The 20,932-nt window shown below is 71.1% G+C and carries 25 protein-coding genes; 14 read left to right on the top strand and 11 right to left on the bottom strand.

Annotation, left to right across the window (positions count from 1 at the left end):
* Positions 1 to 208: 208 nt before the first annotated feature.
* Complete coding sequence (locus ABH928_RS18080; RefSeq protein WP_370067526.1) at positions 209 to 1,633, top strand: lipase maturation factor family protein; 1,425 nt, start codon at positions 209 to 211, stop codon at positions 1,631 to 1,633.
* A 3-nt stretch (positions 1,634 to 1,636) separates the two neighbouring features.
* On the opposite strand, the gene ABH928_RS18075 is transcribed toward ABH928_RS18080, so the two are convergent.
* Positions 1,637 to 2,470, bottom strand: coding sequence for a MerR family transcriptional regulator (locus tag ABH928_RS18075; RefSeq protein WP_370067524.1), 834 nt, complete (start codon positions 2,468 to 2,470; stop codon positions 1,637 to 1,639).
* 110 nt (positions 2,471 to 2,580) lie between these two features.
* Between ABH928_RS18075 and ABH928_RS18070 the strand changes: the two genes are divergently transcribed.
* From ABH928_RS18070 to ABH928_RS18060, 3 genes are all read left to right on the top strand, one after another.
* Positions 2,581 to 3,273 (top strand): sortase, encoded by a 693-nt coding sequence (locus ABH928_RS18070; protein WP_370067521.1) that lies wholly within the window; start codon positions 2,581 to 2,583, stop codon positions 3,271 to 3,273.
* The gene (locus tag ABH928_RS18065) at positions 3,270 to 3,458 is read left to right on the top strand and encodes a hypothetical protein (protein WP_370067519.1); all 189 of its coding nucleotides are present in this window, start codon (positions 3,270 to 3,272) and stop codon (positions 3,456 to 3,458) included. Before ABH928_RS18070 ends, ABH928_RS18065 begins: the two co-directional genes overlap by 4 nt.
* A 144-nt stretch (positions 3,459 to 3,602) precedes the next feature.
* Complete coding sequence (locus ABH928_RS18060) at positions 3,603 to 5,351, top strand: carbohydrate binding domain-containing protein (RefSeq protein WP_370067517.1); 1,749 nt, start codon at positions 3,603 to 3,605, stop codon at positions 5,349 to 5,351.
* Between the two features lie 46 nt (positions 5,352 to 5,397).
* On the opposite strand, the gene ABH928_RS18055 is transcribed toward ABH928_RS18060, so the two are convergent.
* Entirely contained in the window at positions 5,398 to 5,922 is a 525-nt protein-coding gene (locus ABH928_RS18055; RefSeq protein ID WP_370067515.1) for a hypothetical protein, read from the bottom strand.
* Between the two features lie 191 nt (positions 5,923 to 6,113).
* Here ABH928_RS18055 and ABH928_RS18050 point away from each other — a divergent pair, with 191 nt between their 5' ends.
* Complete coding sequence (locus ABH928_RS18050; RefSeq protein WP_370067513.1) at positions 6,114 to 6,464, top strand: chaplin; 351 nt, start codon at positions 6,114 to 6,116, stop codon at positions 6,462 to 6,464.
* A gap of 160 nt (positions 6,465 to 6,624) precedes the next feature.
* On the opposite strand, the gene ABH928_RS18045 is transcribed toward ABH928_RS18050, so the two are convergent.
* Positions 6,625 to 6,867, bottom strand: coding sequence for a chaplin (locus tag ABH928_RS18045; protein WP_370067511.1), 243 nt, complete (start codon positions 6,865 to 6,867; stop codon positions 6,625 to 6,627).
* A 355-nt stretch (positions 6,868 to 7,222) separates the two neighbouring features.
* On the opposite strand from ABH928_RS18045, the gene ABH928_RS18040 reads away from it, so the two are divergent.
* The 4 genes from ABH928_RS18040 to ABH928_RS18025 all read left to right on the top strand — a co-directional run bounded on the left by ABH928_RS18040 (position 7,223) and on the right by ABH928_RS18025 (position 8,748).
* Positions 7,223 to 7,465, top strand: a complete 243-nt coding sequence (locus ABH928_RS18040; protein ID WP_370067509.1) for a chaplin — start codon at positions 7,223 to 7,225, stop codon at positions 7,463 to 7,465.
* A 256-nt stretch (positions 7,466 to 7,721) separates the two neighbouring features.
* A complete protein-coding gene (locus tag ABH928_RS18035) occupies positions 7,722 to 7,964 on the top strand; it encodes a chaplin (RefSeq protein WP_370067507.1) in 243 nt (80 codons plus the stop codon).
* 44 nt (positions 7,965 to 8,008) lie between these two features.
* Positions 8,009 to 8,257, top strand: coding sequence for a chaplin (locus ABH928_RS18030; protein WP_370067505.1), 249 nt, complete (start codon positions 8,009 to 8,011; stop codon positions 8,255 to 8,257).
* Between the two features lie 110 nt (positions 8,258 to 8,367).
* Positions 8,368 to 8,748: a hypothetical protein gene (locus ABH928_RS18025; RefSeq protein ID WP_370067503.1), complete on the top strand. Its 381-nt coding sequence runs from the start codon at positions 8,368 to 8,370 to the stop codon at positions 8,746 to 8,748.
* 155 nt (positions 8,749 to 8,903) lie between these two features.
* Here ABH928_RS18025 and ABH928_RS18020 read toward each other — a convergent pair whose 3' ends face one another.
* Positions 8,904 to 9,623, bottom strand: a complete 720-nt coding sequence (locus ABH928_RS18020) for a hypothetical protein (RefSeq protein ID WP_370067501.1) — start codon at positions 9,621 to 9,623, stop codon at positions 8,904 to 8,906.
* Between the two features lie 331 nt (positions 9,624 to 9,954).
* Here ABH928_RS18020 and ABH928_RS18015 point away from each other — a divergent pair, with 331 nt between their 5' ends.
* The 3 genes from ABH928_RS18015 to ABH928_RS18005 all read left to right on the top strand — a co-directional run bounded on the left by ABH928_RS18015 (position 9,955) and on the right by ABH928_RS18005 (position 11,113).
* Positions 9,955 to 10,293, top strand: a complete 339-nt coding sequence (locus ABH928_RS18015) for a rodlet layer protein (RefSeq protein ID WP_370067499.1) — start codon at positions 9,955 to 9,957, stop codon at positions 10,291 to 10,293.
* Positions 10,294 to 10,381: 88 nt separating this feature from the next.
* On the top strand, positions 10,382 to 10,720 hold the full coding sequence (locus ABH928_RS18010) for a rodlet layer protein (protein WP_370067497.1): 339 nt from the start codon (positions 10,382 to 10,384) through the stop codon (positions 10,718 to 10,720).
* A 54-nt stretch (positions 10,721 to 10,774) separates the two neighbouring features.
* Positions 10,775 to 11,113: a rodlet layer protein gene (locus tag ABH928_RS18005; protein WP_370067495.1), complete on the top strand. Its 339-nt coding sequence runs from the start codon at positions 10,775 to 10,777 to the stop codon at positions 11,111 to 11,113.
* 101 nt (positions 11,114 to 11,214) lie between these two features.
* On the opposite strand, the gene hemB is transcribed toward ABH928_RS18005, so the two are convergent.
* The 7 genes from hemB to ABH928_RS17970 all read right to left on the bottom strand — a co-directional run bounded on the left by hemB (position 11,215) and on the right by ABH928_RS17970 (position 18,646).
* Complete coding sequence (gene hemB, locus ABH928_RS18000; protein WP_370067493.1) at positions 11,215 to 12,201, bottom strand: porphobilinogen synthase; 987 nt, start codon at positions 12,199 to 12,201, stop codon at positions 11,215 to 11,217.
* A 182-nt stretch (positions 12,202 to 12,383) separates the two neighbouring features.
* On the bottom strand, positions 12,384 to 14,063 hold the full coding sequence (locus ABH928_RS17995; protein WP_370067491.1) for a uroporphyrinogen-III synthase: 1,680 nt from the start codon (positions 14,061 to 14,063) through the stop codon (positions 12,384 to 12,386).
* Entirely contained in the window at positions 14,060 to 15,046 is a 987-nt protein-coding gene (gene hemC, locus ABH928_RS17990) for a hydroxymethylbilane synthase (RefSeq protein ID WP_370067489.1), read from the bottom strand. The genes ABH928_RS17995 and hemC overlap by 4 nt, the downstream gene beginning before the upstream one ends.
* Before the next feature lie 14 nt (positions 15,047 to 15,060).
* A complete protein-coding gene (locus ABH928_RS17985) occupies positions 15,061 to 16,368 on the bottom strand; it encodes a glutamyl-tRNA reductase (protein ID WP_370067487.1) in 1,308 nt (435 codons plus the stop codon).
* Positions 16,365 to 17,270: a redox-sensing transcriptional repressor Rex gene (locus tag ABH928_RS17980; protein WP_370067485.1), complete on the bottom strand. Its 906-nt coding sequence runs from the start codon at positions 17,268 to 17,270 to the stop codon at positions 16,365 to 16,367. The genes ABH928_RS17985 and ABH928_RS17980 overlap by 4 nt, the downstream gene beginning before the upstream one ends.
* Before the next feature lie 107 nt (positions 17,271 to 17,377).
* Positions 17,378 to 18,178 (bottom strand): PolC-type DNA polymerase III, encoded by an 801-nt coding sequence (locus ABH928_RS17975; RefSeq protein ID WP_370067483.1) that lies wholly within the window; start codon positions 18,176 to 18,178, stop codon positions 17,378 to 17,380.
* A 189-nt stretch (positions 18,179 to 18,367) separates the two neighbouring features.
* Positions 18,368 to 18,646 carry a glutaredoxin family protein gene (locus ABH928_RS17970; protein ID WP_370067481.1) on the bottom strand — a complete coding sequence of 93 codons (279 nt, stop codon included), beginning with the start codon at positions 18,644 to 18,646 and terminating at the stop codon, positions 18,368 to 18,370.
* Between the two features lie 85 nt (positions 18,647 to 18,731).
* Between ABH928_RS17970 and ABH928_RS17965 the strand changes: the two genes are divergently transcribed.
* Together ABH928_RS17965 and ABH928_RS17960 are read left to right on the top strand one after the other, a co-directional pair.
* Positions 18,732 to 19,637 (top strand): HAD family hydrolase, encoded by a 906-nt coding sequence (locus ABH928_RS17965; protein ID WP_370067479.1) that lies wholly within the window; start codon positions 18,732 to 18,734, stop codon positions 19,635 to 19,637.
* Positions 19,638 to 20,037: 400 nt separating this feature from the next.
* A complete protein-coding gene (locus ABH928_RS17960; protein ID WP_370067477.1) occupies positions 20,038 to 20,847 on the top strand; it encodes an ECF subfamily RNA polymerase sigma factor, BldN family in 810 nt (269 codons plus the stop codon).
* Positions 20,848 to 20,932: the final 85 nt, after the last annotated feature.

Here is a 20,932-nt window from a genome sequence, read left to right as displayed (position 1 = left end):
TCGGCTCGCGGCGGCGAGGTCCTGTCAGTGCGGCCCGGAGAGATGCATGGGGCGAGCGTAGCGGCAGCGAACCAGCCGTGGCCACACCTTTGCCCGCGGCTTGTACACGCGGCTTGTACAGGCACTTTGGTACGGGCAGCCGTACAGGCAGTTGTGCAAGCAGCCGGTGCAGGCAGCCGGTGCGGGCAGACTGCGGCAGAGTGGTGTCATGCACGGGCTGCACGCGCTGGACTGGCTGAACGCCCCCGGGTACTGGTTGGGCAGGCTGCTGTTCCAGCGCGCGCTGGCCGGGGTGTACCTGGTCGGGTTCCTGGTCGCCGCGCGGCAGGGGAAGGCGCTGATCGGCGAGCACGGGCTGCTGCCCGTGCCGCGCTTCCTGGCGCGCCGGACCTGGCGGGAGGCGCCGAGCCTGTTCCAGTTCGGCTACTCGGACCGGCTCCTCGCCGCCGTGTCCTGGGGCGGGGCCGCGCTGGCGGTCGCCGTCGCCGCGGGGGCGGCGGACGCAGTGCCGCTCTGGGCCGGGATGCTCTGCTGGGCCGTGCTCTGGGTGCTGTACCTGTCCATCGTCAACGTCGGGCAGACCTGGTACTCGTTCGGGTGGGAGTCACTGCTGCTGGAGACGGGCGCGCTGGCCGTCTTCCTCGGCAACGGAAGGGTCGCGCCCCCGATCACCACGCTGCTGCTGATCCGCTGGATCCTGTTCCGGGTCGAGGTCGGCGCGGGACTGATCAAGCTGCGCGGGGACCGCTGCTGGCGCGAGCTGACCTGCCTCTACTACCACCACGAGACCCAGCCGATGCCGGGCCCGTTCAGCTGGTGGTTCCACCGGCTGCCGAAGCCACTGCACCGGGTGGAGGCGGGCGCCAACCACGTGGTGCAACTGGGCGCGCCCGTCGCCCTGTTCCTGCCGCAGCCGGTCGCGACAGTCGCGGCCGGGCTGATCGTGACGACGCAGCTGTGGCTGGTGCTGTCCGGCAACTTCGCCTGGCTGAACTGGGTCACGATCACCCTGGCGCTGAGCACCGTCAGCACCGGCGGGGACCGTGCCTACCCGGCCACGCCGCTCTGGTTCTCCGTCCTCGTCCTCGCCTACGGCGCGCTGGTGCTGGTGCTCAGCTACCGTCCGGCCAGGAACCTTCTCTCCTCACGCCAGGTGATGAACCGCTCCTTCGACTCGCTCCACCTGGTCAACACCTACGGCGCGTTCGGCAGCGTCACCCGACTGCGCCACGAGGTGGTGCTGGAGGGCAGCGCCGACGGACACACCTGGCTGGCCTACGAGTTCAAGGGCAAGCCAGGGGACCCCCGACGCAGACCCCGGCAGTTCGCGCCGTACCACCTGCGCCTGGACTGGCTGATGTGGTTCGCCGCGCTCAACCCGGGCTACGCCCGCCCCTGGCTCACTCCCCTGCTGCGCAAACTGCTGGACGGCGACCGGGATACCCTGCGGTTGCTGCGCCGTGACGGCAACCCGTTCCCGGACATGCCCCCCGCGCACGTCCGGGCCACGCTCTACCGCTACCGCTACACCACCCGCGCCGAGCGACGGGCCACCGGCGCATGGTGGCACCGGGAACTCGTCGGTGGGTACCACCGGCCGCTGTCCACGTTCCATTCGAGCACCTGGGACTGACAATCAGCCGTTCTCCACGACCAGCGGCCACTGGATCTCGGTGACCCACTGCTCCTGCGGACCGCAGGAGTCCAGGTAGAGCTCACGGCCGAGGACGTCGGCCCGGCGGCCGGCGGACTCGATCCAACGGGCCAGGAACTGAACAGTGGTCAGCACCCGGTCCATGGAACCGTGGTGGACGATGGTCGCGGCCTCCGCGACCGGTGGCAGGTCGACGATCTCCACACCGGGCACCGAGCCGGGGGCGGCGGAGACGGTGACCCCCGCGTGCACCACGACGGGGTCGCCCAGCTCCGGGCCGGCCTGCTCGTACCAGGCCAGGGTCGGCCCGGTCGGCGGGACCCCGACGACGTCGAGCTGCTCGAAGAGGCGCCGGTAGAGGGGCTGGATGACGGGGCCGATGTGGCGCGGGTCGAAGCTCTCCGCGGTGTCGGTGAGCACGGCGACGCGGGCGGCGGGGAGGGGCTTGACGACGACTTCTTCGGTGGACATGGAGCCCTCGCTCTCGATGGTCCGGAGCCTCGTCTCGACCTGGGCCAGCCGCGCGGTCGCGCTCGCAACCGTCTCGGCCAGCTCGGCCTGCCGCAGCCGCAACATGCCGCGCAACTCCTCGACGTCGATCGACTCGTCGAGCACCTGGCCGACCTGTTGCAGGCTGAAGCCGAGGTCCTTGAGCGCGATGATCCGGTTGAGGCGGGCCAACTGGGCCGCGTCGTAGTAGCGGTAGCCGGTGTACGGGTCGACCCGGGCCGGGCGCAGCAGCCCGAGCGCGTCGTAGTGACGCAGCATCCGGACCGACACCTGACCGTAGGCGGCGAAGTCTCCGATGGTGAACATGACCCCTCCAGTCCAGAGCCTCCCACTGTGTCAGGGTCAAGCCGGATCCCCGACCCGCTGCGGGCGCGCCTCAGCCCGACGGGTGCGGTCGGTGCGGTCTGATAAGGCGCATGCCCACCGCACTCGTCCCCGGCCTGTGGTCGGGCTTGTGGTCCGGCCTGCGGTTCGTACTCGCCCTGCTGGGTGAGCTGCTGCTGGTCGGCGGCGCAGTGGTCGGGCTCTTCGCCGCCTGGCTGTCCTGGGGGCAGAGCCCGCTGCCCACGGCCGAGCAGCTGCAGACCGTCCAGGCGATCCAGCACGCCTTCCGCACCGGCACGGTGGTGCCGCCGGGTGTGGTGGCGCTGATCCGGATCCCGGCGCTGGGCGCGGGCTGGCAGTACCCGGTCTACGAGGGCACCGGCGCCGCGGCGTTGAGCCGTGGCCTGGCCCACTACTCCGGGACCGCGGAGCCCGGTCGGCGCGGCAACTTCGCGGTGGCCGGGCACCGGTCGTCCGACAGCGGCTTCGAACCGCTGGCCGACCTGCCGGACGTCGTCCGGGTCGGCGACCCGATCGTGGTGGAGACCGCTGCCGCCGAGTACGAGTACCGGATCAGCGGCACCGAGCGGACCGGCCCGTCCGACGTCGCCGTGCTCCGCCCGGACCAGGGACGCCACGCGGACCCGGCGCCCGGACTGGTCACGCTCACCACCTGCACGCCGCGCTACGGCTCCTCGGGCCGGTACGTCGTCTTCGGCACCCTGGTCGCGACCACGAAGGAGCCAACCGCGAAGGAGCCGACCACGAAGGAGCCGGTCCGGTGATCCTCCCCTGGCTGTTCCGGGCGCTTCCGGGCCCCGTCTGGCTGCGCCTCGCCGTCCTGCTGGCGGCGGCCGTGAGCTGCGGCTTCGCCCTGTGGGAGTGGGGCTTCCCGTGGCTGGTGCAGCACTTCGGCACGGCACTGGACGGCAGTCCGACGGTGGGTCAGGGCGGTTCGGGCAGAGCGTAGGGACGTCCGAAGCCGGAACTGGTAAGACTCTTGACAGTTATTTGGTCTAGTCCAATCATTGGCAGCGTCCGGTCACCTGCCGTCCGTCGACACGACGGCCGCCGGCGGCCTTTCTTGCACCGCTCCACCCCACGGGAGTCCTGCATGAGATCCGTACGTTCCGTGCTCACCGCCGCGCTGCTCGGCGCCGGCCTGGCCGTTGTGGGCGCCCCCACGGCACACGCGGCCAACACACCCCTGCCCGCCCACGTCTTCTCGCCCTACTTCGAGGCGTACAGCGGCGACGACCCCGCGACCCTGTCCTCGGAGTCCGGCGCCAAGTACCTGTCCATGGCGTTCATCCAGGCCCCCTCGGCGGGGTCCTGCAGCGTCGACTGGAACGGTGCCACGAGCCAGCCGATCAGTTCCTCGACCTTCGGCAGCTCGATCTCCACCATCCAGGCCAACGGCGGCGACGTCGTCCCGTCCTTCGGCGGCTACTCCGCCGACCACGGCGGCACCGAGATCGCCGACAGCTGTACGAACGTCAACTCCATCGCCGCCGCGTACGAGAGCGTGATCACCACCTACGGCGTCACCCGGATCGACCTCGACACCGAGGACAACTCGCTGACCAACAGCGCCGGCATCGACCGCCGGAACAAGGCCATCGCGCAGGTCGAGTCCTGGGCCGCCGCCAACGGCCGGACGGTGCAGTTCTCGTACACCCTGCCGACGACCACGAGCGGGCTCGCCTCCAGCGGCCTCGCGGTGCTGCAGAACGCGGTCCAGAACAACGCGCGGATCGACGTCGTCAACATCATGACCTTCGACTACTACGACGGCGCCACGCACGAGATGGGCACCGACGCCGAGAACGCGGCCACCGGGCTGGAGGGCCAACTCGCCACGCTCTACCCGTCCAAGACCGCCGCGCAGCTCTGGGGCATGGTCGGCATCACCATGATGCCCGGCATCGACGACTACGGCGCGGCCGAGACCACCACGGTCGCCGACGCGAGCAACGTCGAGAACTGGGCCACGGGCAAGGGCCTGGCCGAACTCTCCTTCTGGGCGGTGGAGCGCGACAACGGGGGCTGTCCCGGCACCGGGGGGTCCGACACCTGCTCCGGGATCACCCAGAACACCTGGGACTTCAGCCACGCCATGGAGCCCTTCACCAGCGGCAGCGGCGGCCAGACCACGAACGACTTCTTACTGGGCGTCAGCCCCGGCTCGGCCTCGGTCCAGCAGGGCGCCTCGGCGACCGCGACGGTCAGCACGGCGGTCACCTCCGGCAGCACGCAGAGCGTCAGCCTGACCGCGAGCGGCGCACCGTCCGGCGTCTCGGTCTCCTTCAGCCCGGCCTCGGTGACGGCGGGCGGCAGCAGCACGATGACCGCCAGGGTCGGGGCCTCGGTCGCGGCGGGCAGCTACCCGATCACGGCCACCGGGACGGCCGCCTCCGGCAGCCACTCGGCGACGTACACCCTGACGGTCACCGGCACCGGCGGCGGTGGCGGCGGCGGCAGCAGCAGCCTGGTCAACGGCGGGTTCGAGAGCGGCAGCCTGAGCCCGTGGACCTGCCAGTCCGGCAGCAAGGTGGTGACCACACCCACACACAGCGGCTCGCACGCGCTCCAGGTGACGCCCAGCTCGTCGACCACGGGTGAGTGCGACCAGACGGTCACCCTCCAGCCCGACACCAGCTACACGCTGTCCGGCTGGGTCCAGGGGAACTACGCGTACGTCGGCGTCAGCGGCGGCGCGACGGCCAGCACCTGGTCCAGCAACAGCGGCTGGAACCAGCTGAACGTGCCGTTCACCACCGGCTCCAGCGGCACCGTCACGGTCTACGTCCACGGCTGGTACGGCCAGGGCAACGTCTTCGCCGACGACCTCGCCCTGAGCTAGGGCCAGGCCCCGGCCCACCCGGGCCAAGGCAGTGCGGCGGGGGTGGTCAGCTCGCCAGGACGGGAACGTCCAGGCGGACCATCCCCGCCACACCGAACTGCAGCATGACGGTCACCGTCGAGCCGGCCTTGGGCGCGTCCCCGGCCGGCAGGCTGACCTTGGGGCCGTTGGCCGCACCGAACTGCGCCGTCCCGTTGTAGCCGCCGATGTACACCCCGGCCACGGACAGCGGGTTGGCCGACCCGCCCGTGATGTTCGCCACGTGCGGACCGACCGAGGCCACCGCCAGGTGCTCGGTCACCGGACCCGCGTTGATCACGCCCATCTCCAGCTCGGCTCCGCCCGGTGCGGCGAGGTGGACCGCGGCCTTGGAGATCTGCAGGTCGACGTTGCGACCCTCCAGCGACAGGTCCGTCCCGTCCGCACTGGTCCGGACGGACGACTGCGCCGCCCCCGGTACCTGCCGCTGCACGCCGCTCCCGGCGCACCCGGACAGTGCCAGCGCTGCGGAGACGGCGACGGCAGCCGCGGCGGCGGGAACCCGGACGGCGGAGGCGAGACGGAGACGCATGCCTGCATTATCGCCACCTCGCCGACCTGCCCCGGCACCCGGGGGGCGCTCACCCGGCTGGGCGACTTGGCGTCGCGCCGTCGGCCCGGTCTGCTCATCACAACGCAGAGTGTTGCTGTGAACACGACGGGCGACACCGTCGGGTGGCGACGCCTCCCGCACGGACGCCCCCGACACAGCAAGGAGCAACCATGCGGAAGTCCTCCCGGCTGGCTGCAGTCGGCACGATCGCGGCAGGCCTGGTCCTCGCCGCGGCCGGTGCGGCCAGCGCGGACGCGACCGCGAACGGCATCGCCGCCAACTCCCCCGGCTTCCTGTCCGGCAACCTCGTGCAGGTCCCGGTGGACCTGGACGTCAATGTCTGCGGGAACACGGTCAACGTGGTCGGCGTGGGGAACCCGGCGTTCGGCACCTACTGCGCCAACGGCGGCGACGTGCACGCCGCCGGCACCCACGGCGTCTGGCAGCACCACATGTGGTGGCACCACGACGACGACAACGCCACCGGCTGGAACCACGACCACGACGGGGACTGCGATTGAGCAGAGCCCGGAGAGTCGCACGACACACGGTGACGCGCTCTGACGCGCCGTCACCTTCGATAATACGCAGCGGCCCTGCTCCCGAGCATGGAGCAGGGCCGCCGCGTGTCCGCGTGACGGATCAGTCAGCGATCAGTCAGCAGTGAGTCAGCGTGGATGATCAGCCGACGTTCGCGGAGTGGTTGCCGAACGCCGGGTTCAGCAGGCCGATCACGTTGATCGAGTTGCCGGTCACGTTGACCGGGATGTGCACGGGCAGCTGGACGTTGTTGCCGCTGATCGCGCCCGGCGAGTTGGAGGCGTCGCCGCAGGCGTGCGAGCTGGCGAAGGCCGCGCCGGCACCGCCAGCAACGACACCGACAGCAGCGGAGGCCACCAGGGCGCCCTTGAGAACGTTCGTCATGATTCTTCTTTCCTCACCGGATTGAAAGACGCACCGGATTGATCACGATGGACACCCGCCACGGGCCCGACATCCGGGTCGCAGCAGGTACCCCACCCAACGAGACCTCCGCCGTCGCGTCACCGGACTCCCCGGACAATCACCCGGAAGTTGGATTACACCGAACATGCCTCCATTCGGGTGGCATTGCCGTGGGCCCATGTCCTCGGCCCCACCGCTTCGTTGGAGAGACCGGACTACCCAGTGCGGCGCACCGCCGATTCCAGGGCGTGGACGGATCACCGTTTCACCGTTCGCCCGGGAACGACGCGGCGCCCGCCTACTTCCGAGTTCCTCACGAGAGGGGACACCTCCCATGGTCAACACCAAGCGCGGCCTTGCAGTCACCGTCGCGGCGGCCGGTCTGCTCGCCGCCGGTGCTGGCGTCGCCGCGGCCAGCAGCACCGCCAACGGCTCGGCCACCAACTCCCCGGGCTTCCTGTCGGGCAACCTGGTCCAGGTCCCGGTTCACATCCCGGTCAACGTCTGCGGCAACACCGTCAGCGTCATCGGCCTGCTGAACCCGGCCTTCGGCAACAAGTGCGCCAACGTCGGCTGATCCTGCTCCGTCAGGCAGTCCCAGGGCCCGGCCGCGGGACGCGGTCGGGCCCTTCGCCGTTCGGCCCGGGGCCCGTCACGCCTTGATCGCGTTCGATCGCGTCCGCTCGTGCTTCGATCGCGCTTCGATCGCAGGGGCGAATCCGTATCGGCTGTACGAGTGGTCGTTCGACATGCCCCGTGTCTCGCCGCCCCGGCGCTCGTTTCGTCTTGCGTCCCCTCCATCCCGGAGGGGCACCTCACGCAAAGGAATGGACATGAACAAGGTCACCAAGGCCATCGCGCTGTCCGCCGCCGCTGCGGCCCTCACCCTGGCCGGCGCCGGCGCCGCCTCCGCCGACTCGACCGCGAACGGCATCGCCGCCAACTCCCCCGGCTTCCTGTCCGGCAACCTCGTGCAGGTCCCGGTGCACATTCCGATCAACCTGTGCGGCAACTCGATCAACGTGATCGGTGCGCTGAACCCGGCCTTCGGCAACGCCTGCGTGAACAACAGCTGACCTGCTGATCACCACCGATCAGCCTGACCCGTAGGAGATTGATCGTGCGCAAGTTCAAGACCGCCGCTGCCGTGTCTCTCGCGACGGTGGGCCTGCTGACGGGCGCCGCCGGCGCCGCCGCTGCCGACGCCAACGCGAACGGCATCGCCGCCAACTCCCCCGGCTTCCTGTCCGGCAACCTCGTGCAGGTCCCGGTGCACATTCCGATCAACCTGTGCGGCAACTCGATCAACGTGATCGGTGCGCTGAACCCGGCCTTCGGCAACACGTGCGTGAACCAGCCCGGCTGCTGACCCTCACCCAGCAGACCGCTGCCGCCGTCCCCCTGCGCCGCGCGCGCGGGGGGACGGCGGTGTCCGTTCCAGCCCTGTTCTTGTGTTCGTGAACAACCTCGGAGAGTCCGATGCGTAAGACCGCCCGTACTGCGGCACTGACCACGATCCTGCTCGGCGCCGCGGGCATCGCGGCGGCGACCCCCGCTGCCGCCCTCACCACAGCGAGCGGCGCGCGCCCCTCCGCGGAGCTGCAGCCGACGTCCATCGGCCCGGCGGTGGCGGGCCTGACCGGCGCGGTCCCCTACGTCGTCGCTCCGGCGAAGGACTTCCGCCTCGACCCGCTGGCCAACTCCTCCGCGGACCCGCTGAACAACGCCGTCGCCCTCCAGCCCGACTCCCCCGGCGCGGGCCCGGTCTCCACCAAGCCGGTCACCAGCGGCCTCAGCAACGGCGGCGGCCTGAGCAGCCTGCCGCTGGTCGGCGGAGCCGCGAATCTCCTCCCGGGCTGAGACGAAGCGCCTCTGCAAGCGATGACGTTGCACTGTTCAGGGGTGCGGGGAACTGCGCGACAAGCCACCCGAAGTGGTGACTCGCCGAACGAGCAGGGCCATCCGCACAGGGTGGTTACTCGCGCAGTTCCCCGCACCCCTGGTCACCCGAGTGCCTAGAAGCGCGCGCGGTTCAGCGTGCCCTGCGCGTCGGCGACGATGTCCTGGACCGGCTTGACGACGTTGGCGTCGGGCGTGCGCTGGTCCAGCGACAGCTGGCCGCCGGGCGCGCTGGAGAGGCTCGGCTCGGTGATCGCCGGCTGCAGGCGGGAGAGGTCGACCTGCGGCAACTGCGGCAGCGCACTCTGCTGCTCCGCCTGCGCAGCCTCCACGCGCGACGGCGCGTCCAGCGCGGACGGGATGGCGCGGCCCTGGTAGGTGACCGGGTGGCCCAGGCCCAGCGCGGCGCCCAGCGCCTTCGTCGGGGCGGCCGGCAACGCCAGGCTCGCGCCGCCGTCGTGGACCGTGCCGTCCAGGGACGGCATCGGCGCGACGGCGTCGAGGGACGGCGTCTGCGGCGCGGAGCTCAGCTGCGGAACCAGCGGGTCGGGGATCAGCTGGTTGTGGTTGCCGCTCATCGCCGGCGGCTGCAGGGGCAGAGCCGGGATCGTGCCCTCGACACCGCTGTCCGAGTGGTTGCCCGTCACATGCTGCACCAGCGGGCCCAGCGGGACGGCGAAGGGCACCTGCATGCGCGCGGCGGACTGCTCCAGCGCCTCCTGCTGCTGGGGCGTGAGCTGCGCCGCCGCCTGCGCGCCGGTGGCGTTCACCGCGGCCAGGACCGGCGCCGCGCACGCCGCGAGGGCGACCGCCGTACCGCGGAGGGACTTGTTCATCGTGACACTCATTCCTGTCCGAACACTCTTGCCCGGACGGGTTGCTGGACGGATTTCCGATGACCGACGGAAGCGGGCCCGGTTCGAGGCATGGGATGAGGTCGATTCAACAGCCGGGTGCGGCAAGGCCCGTGCGAAATCCACTCGTCCGGCCCATTACGCGGGTGCGCATTCGCTCCCGCGCGATCCCAGTTCCGCCTTTCGAGCTACCCCGGTCCTCACAGCGACGAGGAGGGATTCGCCCGTTCGGAGGCGCAACCACGGGCTTCAGGTTTCGTTGATTTGTGTGCCAGCTCAATGAATTGACAGGTGCTCAGAAAGGCGCGCAGCAATGCTCAAGAAGTCCCTTGCCGGTGTCGGTTTCGCCGCCGCTGCGATCGCGGCGTCCGTTACCCCCGCGATGGCCCTCGGCAACTCGGACGGCATGGCCAGCTCGGTGCAGGGCCCCGGTGGCACGAACGTCACCGGCACCTGGGGCGATGACAGCCCGAACTACCACTTCCTGGACAACCCGAACATCTGCCTGCCGGAGATCCACCACGTCCAGGTGGGCCTCATCCCGGTCCAGGCCGATGTCCCGATCGGGAACCAGCAGGAGCACCAGATCTGCAACATCGGACAGGCCACGCAGACCGACGGCGACGCCCCGCTGTCGCACCTGATCGGCTGAGCTGTCCCTCCGCGTTCCAGTTCCGCCCCGCAGTGACCGGTACTGACCCCGGTGCCGCGGCGCATCCCAACCCACCAGGAGCAATCCCGTGATCAAGAAGTCCCTGGCCGCCGCCGGCCTGGCCGCCGCCGCGCTCGCCGTCACCGCCGCCCCGTCCTTCGCCATCGGCGACAGCGACGGCATGGCGATGTCGACCCAGGGTGCCGGCGGCACCGACGTCACCGGTACCTGGGGCAACGGCAGCCCCGACTACCACGCGGCCGACAACGCCAACATCTGCCTGCCCGAGGTCCACCACGTCCAGGTCGGCCTCATCCCGGTCCAGGTCGACGTGCCGGTCCTCAACCAGCAGAGCCACCAGATCTGCAACGTGGGCCAGACCACCCAGACCACGGGTGACGCCCCGCTGAGCCACCTCATCGGCTGATCCAGCCGAACCGCACCACCGAGCTCCATCGAGTAGAGAAACGAGACTGACCCCATGCTGAAGAAGGCTCTCGCCTACACCGGCCTCGCGGCTGCCGCGCTGGCTGCCACGGCCACCCCCGCCTCCGCCATCGGTGACGCGGACGGCTCCGCCGTCTCCTCCCAGGGCGCCGGCGGCACCAACATCACCGGGACGTGGGGCAACGACAGCCCCAACTACCACTTCCTGGACAACCCGAACATCTGCCTGCCGGAGATCCACCACGTCCAGGTGGGCCTCATCCCGGTCCAGGCCGACGTGCCGGTTCTCAACCAGCAGGAGCACCAGATCTGCAACGTCGGCCAGCCGACGCAGACCGACGGCGACGCCGCCGCGTCGCACCTGATCGGCTGATCACCGCCGATCCTGTCCCTCCAGTTTCCACGGCTGCGGCCCCGGGAGTCCTTCCGACTCCCGGGGCCGCGGTCGTGCGGTCGTGCGGTGGTGACGAGGGCTCAGCTGTTGCGGAGGTGCTGGGCGGCCTCGACGGCCCAGTAGGTCAGGATCTGCTCCGCGCCCGCGCGGCGGATGGAGGTCAGCGTCTCCATGACCATGCGGTCCCGGTCGATCCAGCCGTTCGCGGCGGCGGCCTCGACCATCGCGTACTCGCCGGAGACCTGGTACGCGGCGACCGGCACCGGGCTGTGGTCCGCGATCTCGCGCAGCACGTCCAGGTAGGCCATCGCCGGCTTGACCATCACCAGGTCCGCGCCCTCGGCGACGTCCAACTCCAGCTCGCGCAGCGACTCGCGGGCGTTGGCCGGGTCCTGCTGGTAGCTCTTGCGGTCGCCCTTGAGCGACGAGCCGACCGCCTCGCGGAACGGGCCGAAGAACGCCGAGGCGTACTTGGCGGTGTAGGCGAGGATCGACACGTCCTGGTGTCCGGCCTCGTCCAACGCCTCGCGGATCACCGCGACCTGACCGTCCATCATCCCGGAGGGGCCGACCATGTGGACGCCCGCGTCGGCCTGCACCCGGGCCATCTCGGCGTAGCGGAGCAGGGTCGCGTCGTTGTCGACGCTGCCGTCCGCGGCGAGGACGCCGCAGTGGCCGTGGTCGGTGTACTCGTCCAGGCACAGGTCGGACATGATCACGACCTGGTCCCCGACCTCGGCGACGACGTCACGGATCGCCTGCTGCAGGATCCCGTCGGGGTTGGTGCCCTCGGAACCGACGGCGTCCTGCACCTCGGGCACGCCGAAGAGCATGATTCCGCCGATCCCGGCGGCGGCGGCCTCGACGGCGGCCTTCCGCAGGGTGTCCCGGGTGTGCTGGACGACTCCCGGCATCGAGGCGACCGGCACCGGCTCGCTGAGCCCCTCCCGCACGAACATCGGCAGGATCAGCTCCGCCGGGTGCAGGCGCGTCTCGGCGACGAGCCGACGGACGGCGGGGGTGGCACGCAGCCGCCGGGGGCGGATGTACGGACTCTCGATACCCATGTGCTGCGAACTCCTTTTGCAAGATGGTCAGTTGCAAACACCCAGGGCCGCGGGGCTCTGCTGATATGCGGCTCCGCCGAGTGGGCGCGAGAAACCACCCTGCGCGGATGGCCCTGCTCGTTCGGCCTGCCAGCTGCGTGGGTGGCTTGTCGCGCAGTTCCCCGCGCCCCTAATAGTGCAACTTACCGTGCCTTACGACGTGAACCCGGGCGTCGCTCGGAAGGGCGGTAGACCGGCTCGCCCGCCTCCATCGCGGCGTCGCGCCGCGCCGCGCCGAACTCGGCGAGCGCCTCCGCCAGCGCGTGAACCGACGGGGCGGGGGCCAGCACGTCCACGCGGAGGCCGTGCTCCTCCGCCGTCTTGGCGGTCGCGGGGCCGATGCAGGCGATCACGGTGACGTTGTGCGGCTTGCCCGCGATGCCGACCAGGTTCCGGACCGTCGAGGACGACGTGAAGATGACCGCGTCGAAGCCGCCGCCCTTGATCGCCTCGCGGGTCTCCGCCGGCGGGGGCGCAGCCCGGACCGTGCGGTAGGCGGTGACGTCGTCGACCTCCCAGCCCAGCTCGACCAGGCCCGCGACCAGCGTCTCCGTCGCGATGTCCGCGCGCGGCAGCAGCACCCGGTCGATCGGGTCGAAGACCGGGTCGTAGGGCGGCCAGTCGTCCAGCAGACCGGCGGCGCTCTGCTCGCCGCTGGGGACCAGGTCCGGCTTGACGCCGAAGTCGATCAACGCCTGGGCCGTGGTCTCGCCGACGGCGGCGACCTTGATGCCCGCGAAGGCACGGGCGTCCAGCCCGTACTCCTCGAACTTCTCGCGCACCGCCTTGACCGCGTTGACCGAGGTGAAGGCGATCCACTCGTAGCGGCCGGTGACCAGGCCCTTGATCGCGCGCTCCATCTGCTGCGGAGTGCGCGGCGGCTCGACGGCGATGGTCGGGACCTCGCTCGGCACCGCGCCGTAGGTCCGCAGCTGGTCGCTGAGCGCGCCCGCCTGGTCCTTGGTGCGCGGGACGAGGATGTTCCAGCCGAAGAGCGGCTTGGTCTCGAACCAGGACAGCGTGGCCCGGTGCTCGACCTGCTCGCCGATCACGACTATGACGTTGCTCGCGGGGTCGACCGGCGCGGAGACCGGCGAGGGCAGCACCCGGGCCGACTTGAGCTCGGCCGCGATCGTGCCCAGCGTGCCGCAGTAGGTGCGCTGACGGGTCGTGGTGCCCTCCAGCGTGACGGAGACCCGGGTGTCGGGCTTCCGGCCGTGGGCGACCAGGGTCTGCGCGGAGCTCGGGATCGAGCCCAGCAGGGTGCGCACGACCAGGGTCGACTCGCAGGAGCCGAGGTCGCCCCAGACCGCCTCCGGTAGCACGTGGCCGGCGTCGACGAAACGGACGTCCGCGCCCTGCATGCCCGCGCGCAGCGGGACACCCGCGTAGGCGGGCACGCCCACGGACTGGGCGACGCCGGGCACGACCTGGAACGGGACGTGCGCCTGGGCGCAGGCCAGCATCTCCTCGGCGGCGCGGCCGTCCAGGCCGGGGTCGCCGTCGACGGTGCGGACCACGTGCTTGCCGTTGCGCACCGCGCCGAAGAAGCGCGAGACGGACTCGCCGCCGTCGCTGCCCAGCACGCCGCCCTCGTCGAGGACGAAGGCGTCGGACGGGTCGGCGGCGTGGTGCACCTCGACGTGCTCTGGGCAGTAGGCGCGCACCGCGTCCGAGGTCATCGGGTCGGCCACCAGCACGTCGGCGGAGGTCAGCACCTCGACGGCACGCAGCGTCAGCAGGCCCGGGTCACCCGGGCCCGCGCCCAGGAAGGTCACCTGCCCGACGGGACGGCGCGGCGTGTCTGGACTCGTGGGGCTCACTTGGCTCGCTCCCCCATCAGACCGGCCGCACCGGCGGCGAGCATGCGCGCGGCGAGGCCGCGTCCAAGCTCGTCCGCGGCGTCATGGCCGGTGGCGGACATCTGCACGACGGTGGCACCGTCGACCGTGCCGACGAGGGCACGCAGTTCAATCTCGTCGGACTCGCCCCGGCAAGGCAGGGCAAGCGCGCCGACCGGCGCGGAGCAGCCCGCCTCCAGGGCGGCCAGCAGGGCGCGTTCGGCGGTGACGGCGGTGCGGGTGGGCGCGTCGTCGAGGCCGGACAGGGCGCGGGCCAGCTCGGTGTTGCCGGCGGCGCACTCGACGGCGAGCGCGCCCTGGCCGGGAGCCGGGAGCATCAGCTCGGCGTCGAGGATCTGGGTGGCCTCGCCGAGGCGGCCGAGGCGGTTGAGGCCGGCTGCCGCCAGCAGCACGCCGTCGAGCTCGCCGGAGCGGACGTAGCCGATCCGGGTGTCGACGTTGCCGCGGATCGCGACCGTCTCCACGGGCAGGCCCTGCGACCTGACCCACGCGTTGAGTTGGGCGAGTCGACGGGGGGAGCCGGTGCCTATCCGGGCCGGGCGGGTGTGCGCGCCCTTCTCCAGCAGCTCCGTCAGCGTCAGCCCGTCGCGGGCGACCAGCGCGTCACGCGGGTCCTCGCGGAGCGGGACGGCGGCCAGCACCAAGCCCTCGGGGGCCGCGGTGGGGAGGTCCTTGAGCGAGTGGACGGCGAAGTCGATCGTCCCGGCCAGCAGCGCGTCGCGCAGCGCGGAGACGAAGACGCCGGTCCCGCCGATCTGCGCGAGCGCCTCGCGGGAGACGTCGCCGTAGGTGGTGATCTCCACCAGCTCGACCTGACGGCCGGTCAGTCGGCCGACGGCGTCGGCGATCATGCCGGACTGCGCCATCGCCAGAGCGCTGCGCCGGGTGCCGAGCCGGAGCGGAGGGAGCTCGGCCGCGGCACCTTCCGCGGGGGGTGTGGTCATGCTCGTCTGACCCGTCATGAGATCATCCTGGTGGTACTGACGGCCTCAACGGCCATGGGATCAAGGTCGAACAGCTCGCGCAGCGCCTCCGCGTAGGAGGCACCGCCGGGCTCGCCCGCGAGCTGCTTGACGCGGACGGTGGGCTGGTGCAGCAGCTTGTCCACCACACGGCGAACGGTCTGCTGGAGCTCGGCGCGGGTGCGCTCGTCCAGCCCGGGGAGGCGGCCGTCGAGCCGCTCCAGCTCGGCGTTGACCAACTCGCTGGCCATCGCCCGGAGCGCCACCACGGTCGGCGTGATCGCCGCGGCCCGCTGCGCGGTACCGAAGGCCTCGACCTCGTCGGTCACGATACGGCGGACCGCGTCCACGTCGAGCGCGCCGGAGCTGGTGTGCTGGGCCGCGGTGGCCAGCGACTCGATATCGACCAGGTGGACGCCGGACAGCGCCTGGGCGGCGATGTCGACGTCGCGCGGCATGGCCAGGTCGAGCAGGGCGAGCGGCGGGGCGAAGGCACTGCGCTTCTCGGCGGCGGTCTCGACCATCTCGGCGGTCAGCACGATCCCGGCCGCCCCGGTACAGGAGATGACCAGGTCGGCCTCGGCCAGCGCGGCCCCGACCTCGCTGAACGGCACGGCCGTGCCGCCCAGTTGCGCGGCGAGGCGTTCGGCCTTGGCCAGGGTCCGGTTGGCGACGACCAGTTCGCCGGTGCCCTCGCGGACCAGGGTGGCCGCGGCCAGCGAGCTCATCGACCCGGCGCCGACGACCAGCGCCCGCTTGCCCTCGACCGGGCCGCAGACCTCGGCGATCTGCTGCAGGCCGAAGGTGACCAGGGTCTGGCCGGCCTTGTCGATCGCGGTCTCGCTGTGGGCGCGCTTGCCGACCCGCAGCGCCTGCTGGAACAGCTCGTTGAGCGAGCGCCCGGCGGTGTGCTGGTCCTGCGCGGTGTTCAGCGCGTCGCGCAGCTGGCCCAGGATCTGGCCCTCGCCGACGACCATCGAGTCCAGCCCGCAGGCCACCGAGAAGAGGTGGTGGACGGCCCGGTCCTCGTAGTGCACGTAGAGGTGCGGGGTCAGCTCCTCCAGTCCGACGCCGGAGTGATCGGCCAGCAGCGTGGAGAGGTTCTCGACACCGGCGTGGAACTTGTCCACGTCCGCGTAGAGCTCGATCCGGTTGCAGGTGTTGACCAGCGCGGCCTCGCCGACCGGCGCGGCCGCGGCCGCGGCGTGCAGCAGCCGGGAGGGCTGGTGGTCGGTCAGCGCGGCGCGCTCCAACAGCTGGACCGGTGCGCTGCGGTGGCTCAGGCCCACGACAAGCAGGCTCATCCGGCTGCCTCCTCGAACTTCTGCGGCGCCACGTCCGTGCGGTCCACGCGGCCGGCACGGCCGACATGTCCCGGCCGCGAGACTACTGCGGCGGACGAGGCGGAGGGTGCTTCTTCGGCCCCGTCCCGGGCGTCGCGCTCGTCACGTTCGTTGCGCTCGTCACGCCGGCCACGCCCGAACGGGGCCGCGGCGTCGTCGTCGGGCAGGTCGTCGCCCGCCTTGCGCTGCTCGTGGAAGGCGAGGATCTGCAGCTCGATGGAGAGGTCGACCTTGCGCACGTCCACCCCGTCCGGCACGGACAGCACGGTGGGCGCGAAGTTGAGGATGCTGGTCACCCCGGCCGCGACCAGGCGGTCGCAGACCTGCTGCGCCGCGCCGGGTGGCGTGGTGATCACGCCGATGGAGACCCGCTCGGAGCGGATGATCTCCTCCAGCTCGTCGGTGTGCCGGACCGGCAGCCCCGCGACCAGCTGGCCGGTGAGCGCCGCATCGGCGTCGAGGAGCGCGGCGACGCGGAAGCCGCGGGAGGCGAAACCACCGTAGTTGGCGAGGGCGTGGCCGAGGTTTCCGATGCCGACGATGACCACGGGCCAGTCCTGGGTCAGGCCCAGCTCGCGGGAGATCTGGTAGACGAGGTACTCCACGTCGTAGCCGACGCCGCGGGTCCCGTAGGAGCCGAGGTAGGAGAAGTCCTTGCGCAGCTTCGCGGAGTTGACCCCGGCCGCTGCGGCGAGCTCCTCGGAGGAGACGGTCGGCACCGAGCGCTCGGACAGTGCGGTGAGCGCACGGAGGTACAGCGGCAGCCTGGCGACCGTCGCGTCGGGGATGCCCCGACCACGGCTGCGGCGGGCGCCGCCGCCGGCGGGGTTCGGGTTGTTCTGGGTGGTTCGGCCAGTTGCCACGGTGCTCCTGTTGGTGAAGCTGGGCTTCGACTGCGCCTGCCAGGCTATGCGTTTGTGAACGCGTGCACAAAGATGGTGTCCGATTTGTCCACCAGGAGTGATGCGCATCACGCCATTTCCCCCGTGACCACGGAAGGGACAGCGGGGACGCCGTACGGTACGGCGCACGGTACGCCGTACGCGGAGCGCCGACCGCCGACGGCGGCGCGAGTAGCCGTGCGGGTGCTGCTGCGAGCACTGCTGCGGAGGCCAGTCGACCTGGGTGCGAGGGAGCGATTCTGGGTGTGAAGCGGGGCGGCACGGTGGTGCAGCTTCGGCCACGCCGCGGCCTGTGCCGTGTCGACCAGCGCACGCATCGGCTCGGCGTTGCCGGTCGGGGTGGCGAGCAGCCTCCGGAGCAGTGCGGCCGTGGCGCGGGCGTCGCCCAACGCGGTGTGTGCGTCGAACTCCGGCAGCCCGAGCGCGCCGGCGCAGGCCTCGAGACCACGGCCGTGCTCGGCGAGCGCGTCACCGAGTGCGCGCTCGGCCAGCGCCATCGTGCAGAGCGTCGGCAGCTCCGGCAGCTGGACGCCGATCCGCGCGAACTCGCGTGCAAGGAAGCCGTGATCACACCGGACGTGGTGCCCGACGAGCACGCGGCCCCGCAGCAGATCCGCCAGATGCGGTGCGATCTCCCGGAAGACGGGCGCCCCGACGACCTCCTCCTGCACGATCCGGTGCACGGAGGTGGGCCCGACCGGCCCGCCCGGGTCTACGAGGGTGCTGAACTCCGCTTCGACGCGGAGCAGGGGGTAGCCGAGCAGGACCACGCCGATCTCGACGACCCGGTGACGCCACGGACTGCGCCCGCTCGCCTCGACGTCCACGACGGCGAGCCCCCGGGAAGTCGGCAACTGCGGCGACGGCACGTGGGGCTCCTTCTCGGTCCTGCCCCCCGCGGCACAAAACTCCTCGATGGTAAGCGCACCAACGGCATGCTTTTAGGCTTTACAACCCGACAAACCAGACAAATCTTCCATCCCGAGACCAAGTTGCAACCCGCACCCGACCGCGGACGGAGGACGGAGGACGGATCACAGAGGACGCAGGACGGAGGCCTACGCACCGAGCGCAGTGCGCAGTCGCTTCGGGTCGACCTTCCAGAAGTCGTGCTGGTTGCCGTCGATGAGCGTCACCGGAATCTGCTCCCAGTACTTCCGGAACAGCTCCTTGTCGTCGTTGATGCTCAACTTCTCCACCGCGAAGCCCAACTCCGCCGCCAGTGCGTCGATCACCGCCTCCGCGTCCTCGCAGAGATGGCAGTCGGGCTTGCCGATCAGCGTCACCACGTGGTCGGAAGGTTGCTTCGTGCTGCGTCGCGGGAGAAGAGGGGCCATGGGCACATTCTGGACCACACAGAGTTAACGGCGTCTCCACGCTGCGGATACGAGGTTCGGGCCTCCGTCTGGCTATGCTCGCCGCATGGCCAGGCAGCGGAACACCCAGGAGCGGAACGGCTCCACGCGACTCGCGGGCGAAGCGTCCGCGGACGCCGCCGCGAAGGACCAGGACCTGCACGAGCGGTACTCGGAGGAGACCGACGAGCCGTCGGTCGATCCCCACGCGGGCGCCTTCTTCGACTGCGACAACACGATCATGCAGGGCGCGGCCATCTTCTACCTGGGCCGAGGCCTCTACAAGCGCAAGTTCTTCAGCTCCCGCGAACTGGCCCGCTTCGCCTGGCAGCAGGCGTACTTCCGGCTGCACGGCGCGGAGAACGCCGGGCACATGGCCGATGCCAAGGAGAGCGCGCTCTCCATCGTCCAGGGCCACCGCGCCGCCGACCTCGAGGCGATCTGCGAGGACGTCTTCGACGAGTACATGGCCGAGAAGATCTGGCCCGGCACCCGCGCCCTGGTGCAGATGCACCTGGAGGCGGGCCAGCGGGTCTGGCTGGTGACGGCCGCACCGCAGGAGGCGGCGCGAGTGATCGCCGCCCGCCTCGGCATGACCGGCGCCCTCGGCACCGTCGCCGAGACGCTGGACGGCGTCTACACCGGTCGCCTCGTCGGCGAGCCGCTGCACGGGCCGGCCAAGGCGGCGGCGGTCAAGTCGCTCGCCGCGCGCGAGGGCCTGGAGCTGTCGCGCTGCGCCGCGTACAGCGACTCGGCCAACGACATCCCGATGCTCTCCCTGGTCGGCTACCCGTACGTGATCAACCCGGACGCCGAGTTGCGCCGCCACGCCCGCCGCAACGGCTGGCGGGTCCGTGACTTCCGCACCGGACGCAAGGCCGCCAAGGTCGGCATCCCGGCCGCGGCCGGGCTCGGCGCCGCAGCAGGCGGCACGGCGGCGGCCGTGGCCATCTACCGCAACCGGCAGCACTGACACGCCGGGCGCACTGACGCCGCGCGCGCTTTTCCGCCCCTCCCCGGGCTTCCCACGGGCCGTCACGGCCTGCTTCTCCCCGCATCGCGGGGCCTTCACCGAATGACCGCTTCTGATCAGTTGCTGCTCGCGCAGTTGCTCGGAGTTTCCGGCGTGCGCACCCGGGAACGCGCCGTCGAACACCCCGGAATGCAGTCAGCACACGGCTGCTGAGGGTCAACTCTGCCCAACGGCCCGCCAACTGACCGAGGCATAGTCGGTCACATTCTGCCACCGGGTGGCAACAGAAGTGACTGAAGCGGTGAATTTGGCAACTGGGTGTAGCTGTTGTTGCACGAAGCGTTATCCTCGTCCAGCGGTCCCCACCCCCTGCACGTCACAGTCCTGCCCTGGGAGTCCCGTGTACCCACACGTCCGGAACGACGACGGCCTGACCCTGCTGCGCAGTCTGCTCCATCAGGAACAGCTGCACCCGACGCCTGCGTACTCCCCTGCGTACGCGCTCGCGGGCAGCGGCGGAGCGGTCCCAGTCGCCGCGCCCGCGGCGCCCGTCGTCCTGCGCACCCGGACGACGTCGCCCCGTGGCCGCGGCGCGGCGGGAGGCAGCGGCGCCGGCACCGGCGGCGGTGCGGACCGTGCCACGACCAGCTGGGAGAGCCCGGCGGGCAATCCCATGATGGCGCTGGTCGAGCGCGCCCAGGACGGCGACGGCGAGGCCTTCGGGCAGCTCTACGACCACTACTCGGACACGGTCTACCGGTACATCTACTACCGGGTCGGCGGCCGGGCCACGGCCGAGGACCTCACCAGTGAGACCTTCCTGCGCGCACTGCGCCGGATCGGCACGTTCACCTGGCAGGGCCGGGACTTCGGCGCCTGGCTGGTCACCATCGCGAGGAACCTGGTCGCCGACCACTTCAAGTCCAGCCGGTTCCGGCTGGAGGTCACCACCGGCGAGATGCTCGACTCCAACCAGGTCGAGCCCAGCCCGGAGGACTCCGTGCTGGAGTCGCTCTCCAACGCGGCGCTGCTGGAGGCCGTCCGGCGACTCAACCCGCAGCAGCAGGAGTGCGTGACGCTCCGTTTCCTGCAGGGCCTCTCGGTGGCCGAGACCGCCCGGATCATGGGCAAGAACGAGGGTGCGATCAAGACCCTCCAGTACCGTGCTGTGCGCACTCTCGCTCGACTGCTGCCGAGCGACGCGCGCTGATCCGGGCAGGTCGCGTAACCACGCACTTCCCCACTCGTTGCGCAGGATGCAAGACCCGATCCGGGGGTCAGCTTCACTCGAACGG

Origin of the sequence: Streptacidiphilus sp. MAP5-3, assembly GCF_041262505.1 — a bacterium.
GTDB lineage: Bacteria > Actinomycetota > Actinomycetes > Streptomycetales > Streptomycetaceae > Streptacidiphilus.
Note: the sequence above shows the minus strand (reverse complement) of the source record. Positions and strands in the feature narration are given on the sequence as shown.

Bases quoted from the DNA above. Each gene is read 5' to 3' on its own strand.
- ABH928_RS18080 (WP_370067526.1), top strand. From the start codon at position 209: ATGCACGGGCTGCACGCGCTGGACTGGCTGAACGCCCCCGGGTACTGG.
- ABH928_RS18075 (WP_370067524.1), bottom strand. From the start codon at position 2,470: ATGTTCACCATCGGAGACTTCGCCGCCTACGGTCAGGTGTCGGTCCGG.
- ABH928_RS18070 (WP_370067521.1), top strand. From the start codon at position 2,581: ATGCCCACCGCACTCGTCCCCGGCCTGTGGTCGGGCTTGTGGTCCGGC.
- ABH928_RS18060 (WP_370067517.1), top strand. From the start codon at position 3,603: ATGAGATCCGTACGTTCCGTGCTCACCGCCGCGCTGCTCGGCGCCGGC.
- ABH928_RS18055 (WP_370067515.1), bottom strand. From the start codon at position 5,922: ATGCGTCTCCGTCTCGCCTCCGCCGTCCGGGTTCCCGCCGCCGCGGCT.
- ABH928_RS18050 (WP_370067513.1), top strand. From the start codon at position 6,114: ATGCGGAAGTCCTCCCGGCTGGCTGCAGTCGGCACGATCGCGGCAGGC.
- ABH928_RS18045 (WP_370067511.1), bottom strand. From the start codon at position 6,867: ATGACGAACGTTCTCAAGGGCGCCCTGGTGGCCTCCGCTGCTGTCGGT.
- ABH928_RS18040 (WP_370067509.1), top strand. From the start codon at position 7,223: ATGGTCAACACCAAGCGCGGCCTTGCAGTCACCGTCGCGGCGGCCGGT.
- ABH928_RS18035 (WP_370067507.1), top strand. From the start codon at position 7,722: ATGAACAAGGTCACCAAGGCCATCGCGCTGTCCGCCGCCGCTGCGGCC.
- ABH928_RS18025 (WP_370067503.1), top strand. From the start codon at position 8,368: ATGCGTAAGACCGCCCGTACTGCGGCACTGACCACGATCCTGCTCGGC.
- ABH928_RS18020 (WP_370067501.1), bottom strand. From the start codon at position 9,623: ATGAACAAGTCCCTCCGCGGTACGGCGGTCGCCCTCGCGGCGTGCGCG.
- ABH928_RS18015 (WP_370067499.1), top strand. From the start codon at position 9,955: ATGCTCAAGAAGTCCCTTGCCGGTGTCGGTTTCGCCGCCGCTGCGATC.
- ABH928_RS18005 (WP_370067495.1), top strand. From the start codon at position 10,775: ATGCTGAAGAAGGCTCTCGCCTACACCGGCCTCGCGGCTGCCGCGCTG.
- hemB (WP_370067493.1), bottom strand. From the start codon at position 12,201: ATGGGTATCGAGAGTCCGTACATCCGCCCCCGGCGGCTGCGTGCCACC.
- hemC (WP_370067489.1), bottom strand. From the start codon at position 15,046: ATGACCACACCCCCCGCGGAAGGTGCCGCGGCCGAGCTCCCTCCGCTC.
- ABH928_RS17985 (WP_370067487.1), bottom strand. From the start codon at position 16,368: ATGAGCCTGCTTGTCGTGGGCCTGAGCCACCGCAGCGCACCGGTCCAG.
- ABH928_RS17970 (WP_370067481.1), bottom strand. From the start codon at position 18,646: ATGGCCCCTCTTCTCCCGCGACGCAGCACGAAGCAACCTTCCGACCAC.
- ABH928_RS17965 (WP_370067479.1), top strand. From the start codon at position 18,732: ATGGCCAGGCAGCGGAACACCCAGGAGCGGAACGGCTCCACGCGACTC.